This is a genomic window from Bradyrhizobium sp. ORS 111, assembly GCF_045571485.1.
Lineage (GTDB): Bacteria > Pseudomonadota > Alphaproteobacteria > Rhizobiales > Xanthobacteraceae > Bradyrhizobium.
Map to the genome: position 1 here is coordinate 6,355,103 of NZ_CP120701.1, position 16,156 is coordinate 6,371,258.

Annotated in this window: 12 protein-coding genes; 3 read left to right on the forward strand and 9 right to left on the reverse strand. The window is 65.7% G+C overall.

Translation table 11 applies throughout. From position 1 onward, the window contains the following. Position 1: 1 nt before the first annotated feature. Both P6U30_RS29240 and P6U30_RS29245 read right to left on the reverse strand, forming a co-directional pair. Positions 2 to 1,021: a patatin-like phospholipase family protein gene (locus P6U30_RS29240; protein WP_407166272.1), complete on the reverse strand. Its 1,020-nt coding sequence runs from the start codon at positions 1,019 to 1,021 to the stop codon at positions 2 to 4. Positions 1,022 to 1,203: 182 nt separating this feature from the next. Further along, positions 1,204 to 1,929, reverse strand: coding sequence for an alpha/beta fold hydrolase (locus P6U30_RS29245; protein WP_407166273.1), 726 nt, complete (start codon positions 1,927 to 1,929; stop codon positions 1,204 to 1,206). A 205-nt stretch (positions 1,930 to 2,134) separates the two neighbouring features. On the opposite strand from P6U30_RS29245, the gene P6U30_RS29250 reads away from it, so the two are divergent. Next, positions 2,135 to 2,878, forward strand: coding sequence for a sulfite exporter TauE/SafE family protein (locus P6U30_RS29250; protein WP_407166274.1), 744 nt, complete (start codon positions 2,135 to 2,137; stop codon positions 2,876 to 2,878). Positions 2,879 to 2,940: 62 nt separating this feature from the next. On the opposite strand, the gene P6U30_RS29255 is transcribed toward P6U30_RS29250, so the two are convergent. The 3 genes from P6U30_RS29255 to P6U30_RS29265 form a co-directional block, all read right to left on the reverse strand. Then, a complete protein-coding gene (locus tag P6U30_RS29255) occupies positions 2,941 to 4,743 on the reverse strand; it encodes an ABC transporter ATP-binding protein (protein ID WP_407166275.1) in 1,803 nt (600 codons plus the stop codon). 342 nt (positions 4,744 to 5,085) lie between these two features. Further along, positions 5,086 to 6,678: a DHA2 family efflux MFS transporter permease subunit gene (locus P6U30_RS29260; protein WP_407166276.1), complete on the reverse strand. Its 1,593-nt coding sequence runs from the start codon at positions 6,676 to 6,678 to the stop codon at positions 5,086 to 5,088. Positions 6,679 to 6,892: 214 nt separating this feature from the next. Continuing rightward, positions 6,893 to 8,191: an HlyD family secretion protein gene (locus P6U30_RS29265; RefSeq protein ID WP_407166277.1), complete on the reverse strand. Its 1,299-nt coding sequence runs from the start codon at positions 8,189 to 8,191 to the stop codon at positions 6,893 to 6,895. 189 nt (positions 8,192 to 8,380) lie between these two features. Here P6U30_RS29265 and P6U30_RS29270 point away from each other — a divergent pair, with 189 nt between their 5' ends. Both P6U30_RS29270 and P6U30_RS29275 read left to right on the forward strand, forming a co-directional pair. Continuing rightward, a complete protein-coding gene (locus P6U30_RS29270) occupies positions 8,381 to 9,022 on the forward strand; it encodes a TetR/AcrR family transcriptional regulator (RefSeq protein WP_407166278.1) in 642 nt (213 codons plus the stop codon). A 375-nt stretch (positions 9,023 to 9,397) separates the two neighbouring features. Next, the gene (locus tag P6U30_RS29275) at positions 9,398 to 10,240 is read left to right on the forward strand and encodes a GNAT family N-acetyltransferase (protein WP_407166279.1); all 843 of its coding nucleotides are present in this window, start codon (positions 9,398 to 9,400) and stop codon (positions 10,238 to 10,240) included. 23 nt (positions 10,241 to 10,263) lie between these two features. Here the strand turns inward: P6U30_RS29275 and P6U30_RS29280 are convergent, their stop codons facing one another. From P6U30_RS29280 to P6U30_RS29295, 4 genes are all read right to left on the reverse strand, one after another. Continuing rightward, a complete protein-coding gene (locus tag P6U30_RS29280) occupies positions 10,264 to 12,936 on the reverse strand; it encodes a flavin-containing monooxygenase (RefSeq protein WP_407166280.1) in 2,673 nt (890 codons plus the stop codon). Between the two features lie 353 nt (positions 12,937 to 13,289). Further along, positions 13,290 to 13,994 (reverse strand): SDR family oxidoreductase, encoded by a 705-nt coding sequence (locus P6U30_RS29285; protein ID WP_407166281.1) that lies wholly within the window; start codon positions 13,992 to 13,994, stop codon positions 13,290 to 13,292. Between the two features lie 75 nt (positions 13,995 to 14,069). Beyond that, positions 14,070 to 14,453: a response regulator gene (locus P6U30_RS29290; RefSeq protein WP_407166282.1), complete on the reverse strand. Its 384-nt coding sequence runs from the start codon at positions 14,451 to 14,453 to the stop codon at positions 14,070 to 14,072. Between the two features lie 107 nt (positions 14,454 to 14,560). Further along, positions 14,561 to 15,781 (reverse strand): extensin family protein, encoded by a 1,221-nt coding sequence (locus P6U30_RS29295; RefSeq protein WP_407166283.1) that lies wholly within the window; start codon positions 15,779 to 15,781, stop codon positions 14,561 to 14,563. Positions 15,782 to 16,156: the final 375 nt, after the last annotated feature.

Consider the following 16,156-nt stretch of genomic DNA (forward strand, 5'->3'; position numbering starts at 1 on the left):
CTCAGCACTCCGCCAGCAGGATATCCAGATCGGCCGTCGAGCGCTCGCCGAGATCGGCGCCGTGCAGGTCGAGGAACTCGCCGGCGGCGTGCCGCCCTTCTTGATGCAGCTTGGTCACGAAGGCCCATTCCGCATTGAGCTTGGACGACGAGCCGAACGTCGCAAGCATGTCGCTCTTGACACGGTGCGTTCGCATTTGCGCCCAGCGCGCGCCCTCCCCGGTGCCGGGATCAGCGACCTGACGCAGCAGCGCGATCATGCGCAACTCCTTGGCCAGCGGCGAGTTGAATGAAATCTCGTTCAGGCGGTTGAGAATGTCCGCCGCCGTGCGCGGCTCCTCCGATCGCTCGGTCGGGTTGATCTGCACGACCACGGTGTCGCACGCGTCGGTCTCGCGAACCAGCGGGGTGATCGTCGGGTTGCCCGCGTAACCGCCGTCCCAATAGGGCTCGCCTTCGATCTCGATCGCGCGAAACATGGTGGGTAGACAAGCCGACGCGAGCAGCACGTCCGCGGTGATCTCCGCGTTACGAAAGATCCGTCCACGGCCGGTCCGCACACGGGTGGCGGTCACGAACAGCTTGATCGGTGCGCGAGCGAGGCGTTCGAAATCGATGCTCTCGGCCAGGATCTTGCGCAGCGGATTGAAGCCGAGCGGATTGAGGTCGTAGGGCGAGAGCACCCGCGACATCAAATCGGTGAAGAGATAGGCCGGAGAGCTGTCGAGCGACCATCGCCCCAGGAAGCGATCGAGCGGCGAGCGTTGCAGAGGGCTGAATGCGGCGGCGCGCGAGACGTTTCGCCAGTATTTCTCAAGCGCCTCGCGAGCGCCGGTCGCACCGCCGGCGGTCCAGCCGTCCACCAGCACCGCGGCATTCATCGCCCCGGCCGATGTTCCGGAGATTCCCGCAATCTGAAACCACGGCTCCTCAAGCAGCCGATCGAGCACGCCCCATGTGAATGCGCCGTGCGATCCTCCGCCCTGCAGCGCCAGGTCTACGAGCACGGGGCTTCGGTTCATACGACCACATTCACCGGCTGACCACGCGAGATGCCGATTATGTCGCAGTTCGGTTGAACATGCGAGGCCAAGTTGTGGTCATTCGGTTTCGCTCGGAGAGCAGACCCGTCAGCATCGACGCTTGCCGCCAAGTCAACGTTTTCGAAAATGTGACATGCAGATGATGGTGCGAGGCTGCCAGCCTACGCCGGCCGCGCCGCGATCTCCATCAACAGCGCCATCAGTGCCTCGGGCGCGGTGACGTTCGGCGAGTGGCTGGCGTCGATCTCGAAATAGCGCCATCCGGCCTCGTTCTTCGTGCGCTTCGCAAACTGGCCGAACGTGTCGGCCGGCGTGATGCGGGTGGCGTAGATGTAGCTGCGCGGCAGTGCCGGCTCGCCGTGCTGCAGCTTGAGCCTTTGCTCGAAGCATTTGAGCGGCATGTCGATGCGGCGCGCGGTCAGCCATTCGACGTCGGCGGGCGAAGTATCCGGCGGCGTCGGCATCGGCGGGATGCGCCAGCCGTCGCCGTTGCGCGCCGCCTCCCGCATCTTCTCGATCGCGACCTCGTTGAGGTCGAACAGCGATTGTCCGTCGCGCGGCACGAAGGCATCGAGATAGATCAGTTGCGCAACGCGCTCACGCGCGCGATCGGCGACGCCCGTCGCGACCATACCGCCATAGGAGTGGCCGAGCAGCACGATGTCGCTGAGGTCCTCATATTTGATGACCGCAAGCACGTCCTGGATGTGGGCTTCGAGATCGATCGACGGATTGGCGAGATGCGCCCGCTCGCCGAGCCCGGTGTAGCTTGGCGTGACGAGCCGGTGCCCGGCGGCCTGCATCAAGGGATGCATCTTCTTCCATGCCCACCCCGCCGACCAAGCGCCGTGACAGACCAGAAAGGTTTTGGACGAACTCGTTATCATGGGCCCCCGCTTCCAGTTTCGATTATCGTTGAAGAGCTGCGATTTCGAATAGTAGCTGCTGCTTCCATCGTGTAAACGTCGCCGCAAAGCACGGCCGTCATTCCGGGGTGCATCGAAGATGCGAACCTCAGACGCGCGGTAGCGCACCGGGAGATTCCGGGTTCGATGCTTCGCGTCGCCCCGGAATGACGATAGAAAGGCAATGATGACCGCGGCGAGCTACGCGATCCTGTTCTCCGGCGCGCTGGCCGGGGGTTTCGTATCCGGCCTCGCCGGCTTCGGCACCGCGCTGATGGCGCTCGGCATCTGGCTCTACGTTCTGCCGCCGACGCTGGCGGTGCCGCTGGTGCTGATCTGCTCGGTGATCGCACAGGTCTCGACGCTGCCCTCGATCTGGAAGACGATCGATTTCCGCCTGATCTGGCCTTTCATCATCGGCGGGCTCGCCGGCGTGCCGATCGGCATCCTGCTGATCGCGCATGCCGATCCGATCGTGTTCAAGCGAACCATCGGCGTGTTCCTCGTGGTGTTTCCGATGGTGCTTTATTTTCAGAAGGCGCCGATGGCGATCCGCTTCGGCGGCAAATGGGCCGACACGGCGATCGGCTTTGCCGGCGGCATCCTCGGCGGTCTCGCCGGCCTGTCCGGCCCGCTTCCGATCCTGTGGGCGAGCCTTCGCGGGTGGGGCAAGGCGGAGCGACGCGGCGTCTTCCAGACCTTCAATTTCACGATCCTTGCGACCGCGCTGTGCGTGCAGGTCGCAAGCGGCCTCGTCAGAGGCGAGATCGTCTGGCTGGTGCTGTGCGCCTTCCCCGGCACGCTGCTCGGCGCCTGGCTCGGCGCGCGCGTCTACCACGCGATGAGCGATCGCAACTTTTCCGACATCGTGCTGGGCCTGCTCGTGCTCTCCGGCATCGGATTGCTGTGGAGCGGATTTGCGGCGCGATAGCGCGCGCGGCAGTTGGGGTGCGCGGCTGGCGAGACTTTCACCCACGAGCCGCGCGCCACTCCTCACTCCGCTGCGTCGATCCGGCCGAACTCGGTGACCTGGCGCTCGAACAGGCCGCGATAGATGCCGCCCGGTCGCGCAGTCAGCGTCTTGTGCGTCCCCTGCTCGACGATCTCGCCGCGATCGAACACCAGGATCCGGTCCATGCTGCGGACCGTCGACAGCCGGTGCGCGATCACGATCGAGGTCCGGCCCTTCATCAGCCGCTCCATCGCCTCCTGGATCAGCGCCTCCGATTCCGAATCGAGGCTCGAGGTCGCCTCGTCCAGGATCAGCACCGGCGCATCCGCCAGGAAGGCCCGCGCCAGCGCCACGCGCTGCCGCTCGCCGCCCGACAGCTTGATGCCGCGCTCGCCCACCAGCGTGCCGTAGCCTTTCGGCAGCCGCATGATGAAGTCGTGCGCATTGGCAAGCCGCGCCGCCTGCTCGATCGCCGCCATGCCGGCGCCGGGCCGGCCATAGGCGATGTTCTCCGCCAGCGTACGGTGGAACAGGATCGGCTCCTGCTGCACGATCGCGATCTGGCTGCGCAGCGACTGCTGCGTCGCTTGCGCGATGTCCTGACCGTCGATCAGGATCCGGCCGCCGGAGACATCGTACAACCGCTGCACCAGCTTGACGAACGTCGTCTTGCCGGAGCCCGAGCGTCCGACCAGGCCGACGCGTTCGCCGGCGCGGATGTCGACCGACAGCCCGTCATAGAGCGGCCGGCGATGCCCGCCATAAAGGAACGTGACGTCGTCGAACACGATGCGGCCGCCCTGGATGTCGATCGGGCGTGCGTCGGGTGCATCGACAATGCCGAGCGGCTCGCCATGGATCTGCACTAGCTCCTCCATGTCGTTCACCGACCGCTGCAGGTTGTTGATGTGCATGCCGACATCCCGCAAGTAGGCGTGGATGATGTAGTAGCTGGTCAGCACATAGGTGACGTCGCCCGGCGTGGCGTGGCCCGCCGCCCACAACAGGATTGCGCCGCCGATCACGGATGCGCGGAAGCACAACAGCACCACGAGCTGCGCCGTTGACGTATGGTTGTAGCGGAACCAGGTCCGCCGCACCCGTCTGCGCCAACGGCTGATGACGCCGGCGAGACGTAGATCCTCGCGCGTCTCGGCGCCGAACGATTTCACCACCGCGTTGCAGGTCAAGGCATCCGCCAGCGTGCCGCCGACCTTGGTGTCCCACGCGTTGGAGACGCGCGCGGCCGGCGCGACATAGCTGACCTGGAACGCCATGGTCATGGCCACATAGATCACCGAGCCGACCGCGATCACCGCGCCGAGCTGTGGCCAGTGCATGCCGAGCAGGATCATCGAGCCGACCAGCACCACCAGCGACGGCAACAGCGCCATCAGGATGGTATCGTTCAACAGATCGAGCGCCCACATGCCGCGCGTGATCTTGCGCACGGTGGAGCCGGCGAACGAGTTGGCATGCCAATCGGTCGAGAAGCGCTGCACGCGCATGAAGGCCTGTTGCCCGACGTCGGACATCGTCTTCAGCGTGAACGGCACGATTCCCTGGATACCCACGAGCCGCAGCATCACCGACAGCGCGCCGAGAGCGACGATCGCACCGAACGCGATCATCGCGGCATGGCGCGCGGCCGGATCGGAGGCGCCCGCGGTCAGCGCATCGACCAGATGGCCGGAATAGACCGGCATGAACAGGTCGGCCGCGGTCGCGCCGAGGAAACCCGCCGTGACGACGGAGGCGCGCCATGGCTGTTCCAGCCAGTGGCGGAAGACGAACGGAAGCACGATCCGGATCGCGGCCGGTCGTTTGGTCTTTTCATTGATCATGGCACATTCCGGCCACGCTTTTGCCGCGCCGGCCGGCTCCATCTGGTGCGACGCGCGCACGGAATCGAAACGCGAGCGTCGCTGATAACAATCGGTAACGTATTGGGATGTTTAGGCGATCGGGGATCAGGCCGATCAGAGCTGGGAGCTAACGCGCAAGCGCATCCAGCATCATCGAACGCGGGCGCGCGATCTGCGAAATAAACGACTTCATGCGCATCTCCCCGGTTCGAGTAAGGAAGAGCTGCTTATAAATGCATCACGCGTGATCTGCAAGATGACATCCGCGTGAGTGCGTCAATGTGTCGGCGATGCGCTCGCTTCGCCCGCAGACGCCGCGCGTCAATGCGCGTCGCCGCCGCCCGCGGCCATCGACGGCGGCTTGTTCACCAGCAGCACCAGCAGACTGAGGCCGACATAGAACAGCGACAGCATGAAGAAGGCGTCGCCATAGCCCATCACCGCGGCCTGGCGATGCACGATCTGCGAGAGCTGCTTCATCGCCATCAGCGCCGCATCGCCCGCGCCTTGCATCCGCTGGCTCAGCATGTTCAGCGTCTCGACCGCGGTGGCGTTGCCCCAGGTCACGCGGTCGTGCAGCCGCGAGATGTGCAAATCGGTGCGGTCGTTGAGCACCTCGTTGATGATGGCGAGCCCGACCGCGCCGCCGAGATTGCGCATCAGGTTGAACAGGCCGGAGGCGTTCTTGACGCGATCCGGCGGCAGCGTGGCGAGCGCGATGTTGTTGGTCGGCACCATCGCGCACATCATGCCGATGCCGCGCAGGATCTGCGGCAGCAACAGCTCGTAGAAGTCGTAGTCGCGCGTGATCCAGGTCATCTGCCAGGAGCCGAGCGCGAAGGTGACAAGGCCGAAGGCGATGATGTAGCGCAGGTCGACCTTCTGCATCAGCCGCCCGACCACCGGCGCCATCAAGAACATCGTCACGCCGGAGACGAACATGGTCTCGCCGATCATCAGCGCGCTGTAGCCGCGGATCTCGGCGAGATAGCGCGGGTAGACGTAGGTCAGGCCGTAGAGCCCGATGCCGATGCAGAACTGCAGCACGCAGCCGACCGCGAAGTTGCGGTTGGCAAAGGCGTAGAGGTCGACGATCGGCTCCTCGGCGGTCAAGACCCGCCAGAAGAAGGCGATTGCCGAGACGAAGCAGACCGCGGCACAGATCGCCACCGAGGTGTCTTGCAGCCACTCATATTGCGGACCTTCCTCCAGCACATATTCGAGCGAGCCGAGAAAGCCGCCCATGAAGATCAGGCCCCACCAGTCGAAGCGGTCGAGCAGCGCGAAGTTCGGCTGGTCGAAATCGATCAGCGCCAGCACGCCGATGGTGATGACGATGCCTGGCACGATGTTGATGAAGAACAGCCAGTGCCACGACATCAGGTCGGTGATGTAGCCGCCGACCGTCGGCCCGACCGTCGGCGCCAGCGTCGCGACAAGGCCGATGATCGGCGCCACGATGTAGAACTTGGTGCGCGGGAAGATCGTGTAGGCGGAGGCGAATACGGTCGGGATCATGCCGGCGCCGAGGAAGCCCTGCAGCGCGCGCCACAGGATCATCTGCTCGATCGAGGAGGCGAAGCCGCACAGCAGACTCGCCACGGTGAAGCCGAACGCCGAGATCGCGAACAACAGCCGCGTGCCGAGCGCGCGCGACAGGAAGCCGGATAGCGGAATCGCGATCACCTCCGCGATCAGGTAGGCGGTCTGCACCCACGACACTTCGGTCGAAGACGCCGACAGGCCGGCCTGGATCTCGGTCAGCGAGGCCGAGACGACCTGGATGTCCAGGATCGACATGAACATCCCGAACACCATGATGATGAACGCAAACAGCCGCTTCGGCTGGATGCGCTCGGCCGCCGGCGTCTCGGCGCCCGTCATCGATGGGGAAGCAGTGGTCGCGTTCGCCATGGGCTAGCGCTCGCAGCTTGTTAACACCTCTCCCCATCGGGGAGAGGTCGGCGCGCAGCGCCGGGTGAGGGGCCACGGGTCCCAGGAGAGGCCGTAACCCCTCACCCGGATTGCATCTCGCGATGCAATCCGACCTCTCCCACAAGGGGAGAGGTGGACCGTCGATGCAGCAACGCTTTGATCCGAGGTCATTGTGCCGCACACTTTCAAGACATCACTGCGGATGGATCATCATCGGCGAGTCGAGGTCGGCATCGCTGTCGGCATCAGCAGCGCCTTCATGGGTGTCGACGGTGGTGTAGACCGACATGCCGGCGCGCAGCAGGCCCTGCTGGGCGACGCTGTTCGGCACGCGGATGCGGACCGGCAGGCGCTGCACGATCTTGGTGAAATTGCCGGTGGCGTTGTCGGGCGGCAGCAACGTGAACACTGAGCCCGCCGCCGGCGAGATGCTGTCGACGATGCCGGTGAACTTGCGGAAGCCGTAGGCGTCCACCTTGATCGTGACCCGCTGGCCGGGACGGATGCGCTTGAGCTGTGTCTCTTTATAGTTGGCGTCGATGAAGACGCCGTCGAGCGGCACCACATTGCCGAGCCGCTGGCCGACCGTGATGTAGTCGCCGGTATTGACGAGGCGATTGGAGAAGGTGCCGTCGACCGGCGCGCGCACTGACGTGAAGTCGAGATCGCGCTCGGCCTTGGCGAGCTGGGTCTGCAATTCAGCGAGCTGGGCGCGCGCTTCCGCCTGCTGCGCCTTGGTCACCTCGACGTTATCCTTGGCCGCATCGTAGGCCGCCTGCGCCGATCGCACCGCAGCCGCGCCCTGGTCGCGGCCGGCTTCGGAGACTTCGAAGGTGGCGCGCGAGGCAAAGCCCTTGTTGCTCAGCGCCTGCTGCCGATCGAAATCGAGGTCGGCACGTTTCAACCCGGCTTGCGCCGACACGAGCTGCGCCTCGGCCTGCTCGACCGCGCTCACCGCGGACGCGACCTGGCGGCCGATGCGCTCGATCGTCGCCTGCTGGGTCGCAATCTTTGTCCGCGCGGCATCGACCGCGATCCGGTAGTCGCCGTCGTCGATCCGGAAGATCACATCACCGGCACGCACCCGCGCGTTGTCGCCGGGCAGGATCGCGGCGATATGGCCGGCAACGCGCGCGCCGAGCATGGAGTTGTTGGCGCGGACATAGGCGTCGTCCGTCGAGACGTAGAAGCGTCCAATCATCAAATAGTAGGCCGCGTAGCCCGCAGCCGCGAGCGCGAGCGCGCCGACCACGCCGAACATCACGAATTTGCGCTTGCCAGGCTTCGCCGGTGCGAAGGCTGCGGGCGGCGCGGCCGGCTGCTCCGGAGCAGATGCGGGCGGCGCCTCGGCCGGGCGGCGCCTGGCTTCATCTGCCACGTGCGATCGAGACTGCTCGCCGGGATTGGCGGCGACCTCGCGCGTGTCCGGCGTCTCGTTCCCCTCCGGCTCGGCGCGGACGATGCGCGCGGCCTGATCTCTCGCTGCGGCCATAATTGGCCTCCCCAAAAAAAATCCCGATGCCCGCAGCGCCCGCAAGTCAGCCCGCGCCGGTCATCGCGCGTCAAAAGGTACCATTGACCGAACGGTTCGGTCAATCTATCTTCCGAGAGGTGAAATTATAATGCTTCGAATCCTGCCCTGCGTTTTTCGGGTTGAGTTCTTTCCGAAGAAGCCAAACCAATGGTTGCATCGTCCCCAAAGTCCCTCCACCTCGTCAGCGAGGAGGACTCATCGAAGCGCCGTCAGATCCTGGACGGCGCCCGCAAGGTTTTCATGGATCTCGGGTTTGACGGCGCCAGCATGGGCGAGATCGCCCGCGCCGCCGGAGTCTCGAAGGGCACGCTCTACGTCTATTTTCCCGACAAGGCCGGGTTGTTTGCGGCGATTGTCGAGGAGGAGAAGCTCGAGCAGGGCAAGACCGTCTTCAATTTCGATCCCGCGCGCAGCGTCGACGTCACCCTCCCCGAATTCGGCCGCGCCTATGTCGGGGTGCTGTGCCGGCCCGGCGGTGGCTCGGCGATCCGCACGGTGATGGCGATCGCCGAGCGGATGCCTGAGCTCGGCAGCCGGTTCTACACCCATGTGATCGCCCACACGGTCGACCGCTTCGCCGCCTATCTCGAGGCCCGCGCCGCACTCGGCGAGCTTGAGATCGACAACTATCAACTCGCGGCCTGGCAGTTCATGCAGATGTGCCAGGCGACGCTATTCCAGGCGTTCATCTTTCAGGCCAAGCCCTCCCCCTCGCCCGAGCAGATCGCGACCGTGGTCGACAGCGCCACGCGCGTGTTCTTTGCCGCGTATCGGCGGAAGCCGGGGTAACGGATCGCTCTCCAGGAAGCCGGATCGCACAAGTCCCTCCGACAACAGTGAAGCCGTTGCGCGGGAATGCTGGAGTTGGTCGCATTGTGCCTCACTGTCGCAGTTGCACCACAAGCATCGTCGCCTAACTCCGCCGTCATCCCCCGCGCATGCGGGGATCCAGTACGCTGCGCCCTCTCGTATCAAGCACGACGGCCTCTGGAATACTGGATCGCCCGCCTTCGCGGGCGATGACAGTGCTGAAGATATGACCGCGCACTCTCGCGACGTGAAGCGAGCGTTGCATCTTCTTGCAGACGCATCCGGATCGGAATGAATGACGCGGCGAGCCTGGCGCGCTACGCTGGGTCAACCGACACCAGGTGATCATTTGCGATGAACGAGCTCATCATCAGACAGATGCGGCCCGACGAGATTGCGCTCGCGGTGGACTGGGCCGCGGCCGAGGGCTGGAATCCCGGCCTTTCCGATGCCGCGTGCTTTGCCGCCGAGGACCCGGAGGGATTTTTCATCGGCGAGCTCGACGGGCGCCCAGCCGCGGTGATCTCCTGCGTTAATTACGGGGCGCGATTTGCTTTCCTCGGCTTCTACATCGTGCGTCCGGACTTGCGCGGCAGGGGTTACGGCCTGAAGATTTGGAACACGGCGATCGCGCACGCGCGTCGGCGCGTGATCGGGCTCGATGGCGTGGTGGCGCAGCAGGCGAACTACCGGAAGTCCGGCTTTGAGCTCGCTTGCGCCAATGTGCGCTACGGCGGTGTGGTGACCGCACCGCCCGTTCCCAGCAGCAACATCATCGCGCTGACCGATGTGCCGGCCGCGCTGATCGAGGCCGATGACGCCACGGTATTCCCGGCGCCGCGCCCGGCCTTCCTGCGCGCCTGGATCAATGCGCCCACCCATGTCGGGCGCGCGCTGCTGCGCGACGGCAAACTCAGCGGCTGGGGCGTGATCCGTCCGTGCCGCACTGGTCACAAGATCGGTCCGCTTGTCGCCGATGACCGCGCGAGCGCTGAGGTTGTCCTGTCGGCATTGCTCGCGAGCGCAGGCCGCAGCGACATCTTCCTCGACGTTCCCGCCGTCAACCGCGACGCCGTCGCATTGGCGCAAGGCCTTGGGCTTTCACCCGTGTTCGAGACCGCGCGGATGTACACCGGCGCGATCCCGCCATTGCAGATGCATCGCGTATTCGGCGTCACGACGTTCGAGCTGGGCTAGTCGAACGCCGCGAAACTGCCGGCCTACTCCGCCGCCGCGTTGACCTCGGGCGGCGCAACATTGTCCTGTCCGACCTCCTCAGGCAGTCCGGCGAACCGGCGCAGCGCCTGGGCCATCTTCACGCGGCCGCTGACGCCGGTGATGATGACGTCGACCATCGTGAACGAGGAGTGGAACTGGCCGTGCGCCTTGAGCTGTTCGACCGGCACGCCGGCCTTCGCCATCGCTTCGGCATAGGCAATGCCCTCATCGCGCAGCGGATCGAACTCGCAGGTCACGACGAAGGCCGGCGGCAGGCCTTCGAGCTTGCCGCGCAGCGGCGCGACGCGCGGATCGGTGCGATCGGCCGGCGAGCAGTACAAATCCCAGAACCAGAACATCAGCCCGCGAGTCAGGAAGTAGCCGGTTGCGTTCTCGACATAGGACGGGCGGTCAAAGGTGGAGTCGGTGACCGGGCAGATCAGGAGCTGGCCGGCGATCTCCGGTCCGCCGCGGTCGCGTGCGAGCTGGCAGGTGACGGCCGCGATGTTGCCGCCGGCGCTCCAGCCGGCGACCAGCACCGGGCCGGCGCTGCCGCCGAGCTCGGCGGTGTGCGCGGCAATCCAGCGCGTCGCGGCAAAGCCGTCTTCCGCCGCCGCCGGGAAGCGATGCTCGGGCGCGTGGCGATAGCCGACGCTGACGACAATCATACCGGTGCGCCGGCACAAATCGCGGCAGAACGGATCGTCCGATTGCTCGTCGCCGAGCACCCAGCCGCCGCCGTGGAAGTAGACCACGATCGGATGCGGCCCCGGCGTCGCCGGCCGGTACAGCTTGTAAGGCAGCGGCCCCTCGGCGCCCTGCAACATGCCGGTGCCGACTTCGCCGACCGGTCGTCCGGCGGGACGGCTTTTGTTGAACTCATTGAGGAAGAAGCGCGCACCGGCCGCACCCATCGTCTCGATCGGCGGCAGATTCATCTCGCCGAGCAGATTCAGCACCAGCCGGACATCGGGCTGCAGCCGCACCACCTCACCGTCATTGCATTGCGCGGCAACGCCGGGGCCGGAGAGCTTGAAACCGAGCATGCCGCGGCTGACGACCTCGTTGCAGATGCTGCGGTAAGGACCGACGCCGCCGGTATAGGGCATCACGCCCAGCGGCTTGCCGGGCACGTTGGCGCCCGTGTACCAGGTGTTGGCAAGCCGATGCAGCGTCAGCATCGCGCAGTCGGCCATGTGGCGCTGCCAGCCTGATTGTGCCGTCTCGGTCGCCTCCATCGTGGTGAAGCCGGCATCGCGCAATTGCGCCAGGCGGTCGACCACCCAGTCGACATGCTGCTCGATCGACACCGCCATGTTCGACAGCACCGACGGGCTGCCGGGGCCGGTGATCATGAAGAGATTGGGGAAGCCCGCGACTGTCAGTCCGAGATAGGTCTGCGGCCCGTGCGCCCAGACCGTGGACAGCGACTTGCCGCCGCGCCCCGAGATCGGATGCACCGCCATGATCGCGCCGGTCATCGCGTCGAAGCCGGTGGCGAACACGATGACGTCGACATCGAAGCTGCGCTTGTCGGTGGTGATGCCGCCGGCCGTGATCGCCTTGATCGGCTCCTGTCGCAAATTCACCAGCGTCACGTTCGGGCGGTTGTAGGTCGCGTAGTAGTTGGTATCGAGGCAGGGACGCTTGGCGCCGAACGGATGGTCGTGCGGGGTCAGCGCCGCGGCCGTCTCCGGATCCTTCACGACATTGCGGATCTTCTCGCGGATCAGATCGGCCACCAGCGTGTTGCCGTCGACATCGACGCCCTGGTCGGCCCAGAGCTGGGTGAGGATGTGGACGAGGTCGCCGGCCGCCCACGCCTTCTCGAAGCGTTCGCGGCGTTCGGCATCGCTCAACTGCCAGCTCACCACCGTCTGCTGCGGATAGGGCACGCCGGCCAGCGACAGGCGCGCGTGCTCGCGATAGGCGGCGCGATCGGTCTCGAAATAGCTCTTGCGATCCTCGGGCGATGGACCGTTGCCCGCAGGCAACGCAAAGTTCGGCGTGCGCTGAAACACCGTGAGTTCCGCCGCCTGCTCTGCGATCAGCGGGATCGACTGGATGCCCGACGATCCCGTACCGATGACGGCGACGCGCTTGCCCTTGAGATCGACGCCCTGATGCGGCCAGCGGCCGGTGAAATAGATCTCGCCCTTGAAATCCTTGACGCCGTCGATCTCCGGCGGCTTCGGCGACGACAGGCAGCCGGTCGCCATGATGTAATAGCGGCACGAGACCGGCGCGCCGTTGTCGGTCGCAAGCTGCCAGCGCTCGCTCGCGTCATCCCATGTCGCCTGCGTGACCTTGGTGCCGAAGCGGATGTCGCGGCGGAGATCGTAGCGATCGGCAACGAAGCCGAGATAGCGCAGGATCTCGGGCTGCGTCGCGTATTTCTCCGACCAGGTCCACGCGGTGTCGAGATCGGGATCGAAGGTGTAGCTGTAATCGATGGTCTGGATGTCGCAGCGCGCGCCGGGATAGCGGTTCCAGTACCAGGTGCCGCCGACGTCGCCGCCCTCTTCCAGCGCAACCACCGAGAAGCCCGCCTTGCGCAGGCGATGCAACAGATAAAGACCGGCGAAGCCGGCACCGACCACCGCGACGTCGACCTGCTGCGACGTTGCGCTGCTGCTCGATTGCGAAGCACGTGCCGCGACTGCTGCATCTGGCATGCCATTCCTCCCGTGCGTTATGTTTGCCGGAAGGCTAGACCCGCGCTTTCAGTTTGTCATCACGACAAATGCAATCGCAGGTCACCACAGTTGTGGCGCGTCCGGTTTGGAACGCGCCCCGCAGCGTGTAGACGCAAGTGCTGATGCGTGGGCTGCGCAGCGAAGCGTAAGCAAGGGCCGGTGTCGAAATCCGAATACTCGAAACCAAACCCGTCATCCTGAGGAGCGCGCACTCGCGCGCGTCTCGAAGGATGCACGGCCCCAGTGTAGCCGCGCGGAGAGTGTCGGGCCGTCGATCCTTCGAGACGGCCGCGATGCGGCCTCCTCAGGATGACGGGTTTGCCAGTTGTCCCCTACACCGACCGCATCAATCCGCCGTCGACGCGGATGTTCTGACCGGTGATGTAGCCCGCGCCTTCCGACACAAGGAACGCGATCGTCGCCGCAATCTCTTCCGCCCTGCCGTAGCGCTTCATCGGCACGCTCTGGCGGCGCTCGTCGGTTGCCGGCAGGCTGTCGATCCAGCCGGGCAGTACGTTGTTCATGCGCACATTGTCTGCGGCATAGCTGTCCGTGAACAGCTTGGTGAAGGCGGCGAGCCCGGCGCGAAACACCGCCGAGGTCGGAAACATCGCACTCGGCTCGAACGCCCAGGCGGTGGAGATGTTGACGATCGCGCCCGACTTCTGCGCCTGCATGACCGGCGCGACGAGCCGCGTCGGGCGGATCACGTTCATCAGATAGACGTCGAGGCCGGTGTGCCATTGCTCGTCGGTCAATTCCAGCACCGGCGCGCGTGGGCCGTGGCCGGCACTGTTGACCAGCGCGTCGATGCGGCCCCAGCGCGCCATCACGCCGTCGACGGCGCGCTTCAGATCGTCGTTCGAGCGGTTCGAGCCGGTGAAGCCGAGGCCGCCGAGCTCGTTCGCCAGCGCCTCGCCCTTGCCCGACGACGACAGGATCGCGACGCGAAAGCCATCGGCCGCCAGCCGGCGCGCGGCCGCCGCTCCCATGCCGCTGCCGCCCGCGGTGACGAGCGCGACTTTCTCTGCAGCCATAATGGATCTCCGTGATGATGAGGCTGGCTCAGCTCTTATCACATCGGCGTGGTGCGCCCATCGGCACCGCTGCGATCAGGCCTGTGGCGCCGTCTTGAGCAGCTTGGCAAGCGCCTCGACCAGTTGATCCGGCGAAAACGGCTTTTGCAGCAGGATGCTGTCCGGCACGCCCCTGGTCGGCCACTCGTCGCCTGAGCCACCCGTGATGTAGAGCACGGGAAACGAGGGGTCGATCTCGCGCGCGCCGCGCGCCACGCGCCAGCCGTCGAGCCGGCCGAGCAACCGGATGTCGGTGACGAGCGCGCTGTATTTGGTCCGGAAGGCTTTGAGGAGCGTCAGCGCCTCCTCGCCGGAGCCCGCGATCGCCGGCTCGTAGCCCCCGTCCCTGAGCGCATCCTCGACCAGCGACTGCAAATCGCGATCGTCTTCAATGACCAGAATAATCGGCGCGTCTTGCAAAGGTGTCCCCCAGAATCAGCCGGGCGTGCCCGACTCGGCGAGGATATGCAGTAGAAAGATGGCTACCGTTTGCACGGCAACGGGCAAAAACGTGAGCGCCTGGCGCGCTACTCGTCGACGAGGTCGTCTTCTTCGTTGCTTCCGGACCTGCTCCGGAAGGCGGCGGGCTTTCTGCCCGCGATCGATCCTGTGACATAAGGATCGCGCGCTGCATAGGGGCTACGGCCGCCGGCGCGTGCAGCAACCTCTTCGCCCGACCGGGCAGCCGGCTCGCAGATGACGCGGCGGCTGGCGCGACGCATCAGGTCCACATGGATGTGGTCATAGTGATACACATTGGAGCCCGGCGCCAGCACGGTGGTGAACTGCTGGCAGGCGGCGGCCTGCACGTCGCGCAGGAAGCCCTGCTCCTCCGGCAGCCCCCTCCAGCCGTCCTTGACCGTGATGCGGCGGCCGTCGGCGAGCGTGAAGGCGGCAATATCGAGAGCGTTGCCAAAGGCATGCTCGGAAATATGGGCATGCGGATTGCCGTTCATGCCGCGGCAGGAATAGGCGGAAATCTGCTTGATCTCGACCACGCGCGCGCCGAACCAGCGCTGCGCCGCGGGCTGCACGGACTCGTTGAGCCAGCGCTCGAGCACCGAGACGATCGGGCATGCAAGCGTCGCCGCTGGCTTCACCGTGACCGGTCCAACCGCCGCGACCGGATTGCCGCGCGAGGGACCGAGCCGCGGCAACGCTCCTCCGCCGGGCTGCTGGCCATACGGCGCCGGCGAGTAAGGTGCGGCCGCGCTGTCGCGCTGGGGATTGGCCGGCAAGCCCGGATAATAAGGCTTGTCGGCCCTTGCTTCGGGTGTCCCGTCGGGCGGCAGGTTGATCTCGTCCTGTTGCGGCGCGACGCCGGGCGCAGTCAACGAGATCGGACCGTTCGGCTGGGCGCCATAATTCGGCTGGCCCACGGCCCGGTCGGAATATGGCGCTTGCGCGGGCGGCCGGCTCGGCGGCGGCTGATTGATCGGCCAGCGCGGCTGGTTACCGATCGGCGCCGGCGGCCGCAGATCGTCGTCGGCAAATCCGTAGGCGGAGCTGCCCTCCCCGAGCGCGGCGACCTTGAGCGGAAACTCCGCGCCGCAGACGCCCGGACCGGAGATCGGATCGATGCGGACGAGATCGGGACTTTCCTTGACCGCGCCGGACTTCAGACATGCGGCCTCCGCCTCGGCCCGCCACGGCTCGCGCTCGGCAGTCTGAAACAGACCGCGCCCACAACCAGCCAGCGAAACGAGGACAAGGGAGCCGACGAGATACAAACGAACTCCACGCGTCATGCGCGCAGGTTCGACGAATTTATTTAAAGACTCTTCAACGCGTTGATTTCATGTGTTCTTAACCATGCATTGGAACCGGCAGGGCATTCGCTCCGCCGCGCGGCAGACCCCTTCCATCCCGCACCATTAGCGGGATGGACAGCAGAGCTGGCTTTCATGGCAAGGGAACCGATCGCCGGCTTTGGCGTTGGTGGGGGCCGCTGTGAACCGAGGGGAGCGTTCCAATGGACTCCGCGAGTCCTCTGCTGAGCAAGCTGAGCATGATCGCCGCCTACGTCGCGTTGGCGTTTGTCTGCGCCATCGTCCTCGGCGTGTTCTGAACCCCGGCCCGAGGTTTCCCGACCCTGGATGTTTCCGCCCGGTGGCCGTCGCCGC

What these genes read in the sequence shown, in the direction of transcription:
- P6U30_RS29240 (WP_407166272.1), bottom strand. Translation starts at nt 1,021, where the DNA reads ATGAACCGAAGCCCCGTGCTCGTAGACCTGGCGCTGCAGGGCGGAGGA.
- P6U30_RS29245 (WP_407166273.1), bottom strand. Translation starts at nt 1,929, where the DNA reads ATGATAACGAGTTCGTCCAAAACCTTTCTGGTCTGTCACGGCGCTTGG.
- P6U30_RS29250 (WP_407166274.1), top strand. Translation starts at nt 2,135, where the DNA reads ATGACCGCGGCGAGCTACGCGATCCTGTTCTCCGGCGCGCTGGCCGGG.
- P6U30_RS29255 (WP_407166275.1), bottom strand. Translation starts at nt 4,743, where the DNA reads ATGATCAATGAAAAGACCAAACGACCGGCCGCGATCCGGATCGTGCTT.
- P6U30_RS29260 (WP_407166276.1), bottom strand. Translation starts at nt 6,678, where the DNA reads ATGGCGAACGCGACCACTGCTTCCCCATCGATGACGGGCGCCGAGACG.
- P6U30_RS29265 (WP_407166277.1), bottom strand. Translation starts at nt 8,191, where the DNA reads ATGGCCGCAGCGAGAGATCAGGCCGCGCGCATCGTCCGCGCCGAGCCG.
- P6U30_RS29270 (WP_407166278.1), top strand. Translation starts at nt 8,381, where the DNA reads ATGGTTGCATCGTCCCCAAAGTCCCTCCACCTCGTCAGCGAGGAGGAC.
- P6U30_RS29275 (WP_407166279.1), top strand. Translation starts at nt 9,398, where the DNA reads ATGAACGAGCTCATCATCAGACAGATGCGGCCCGACGAGATTGCGCTC.
- P6U30_RS29280 (WP_407166280.1), bottom strand. Translation starts at nt 12,936, where the DNA reads ATGCCAGATGCAGCAGTCGCGGCACGTGCTTCGCAATCGAGCAGCAGC.
- P6U30_RS29285 (WP_407166281.1), bottom strand. Translation starts at nt 13,994, where the DNA reads ATGGCTGCAGAGAAAGTCGCGCTCGTCACCGCGGGCGGCAGCGGCATG.
- P6U30_RS29295 (WP_407166283.1), bottom strand. Translation starts at nt 15,781, where the DNA reads ATGACGCGTGGAGTTCGTTTGTATCTCGTCGGCTCCCTTGTCCTCGTT.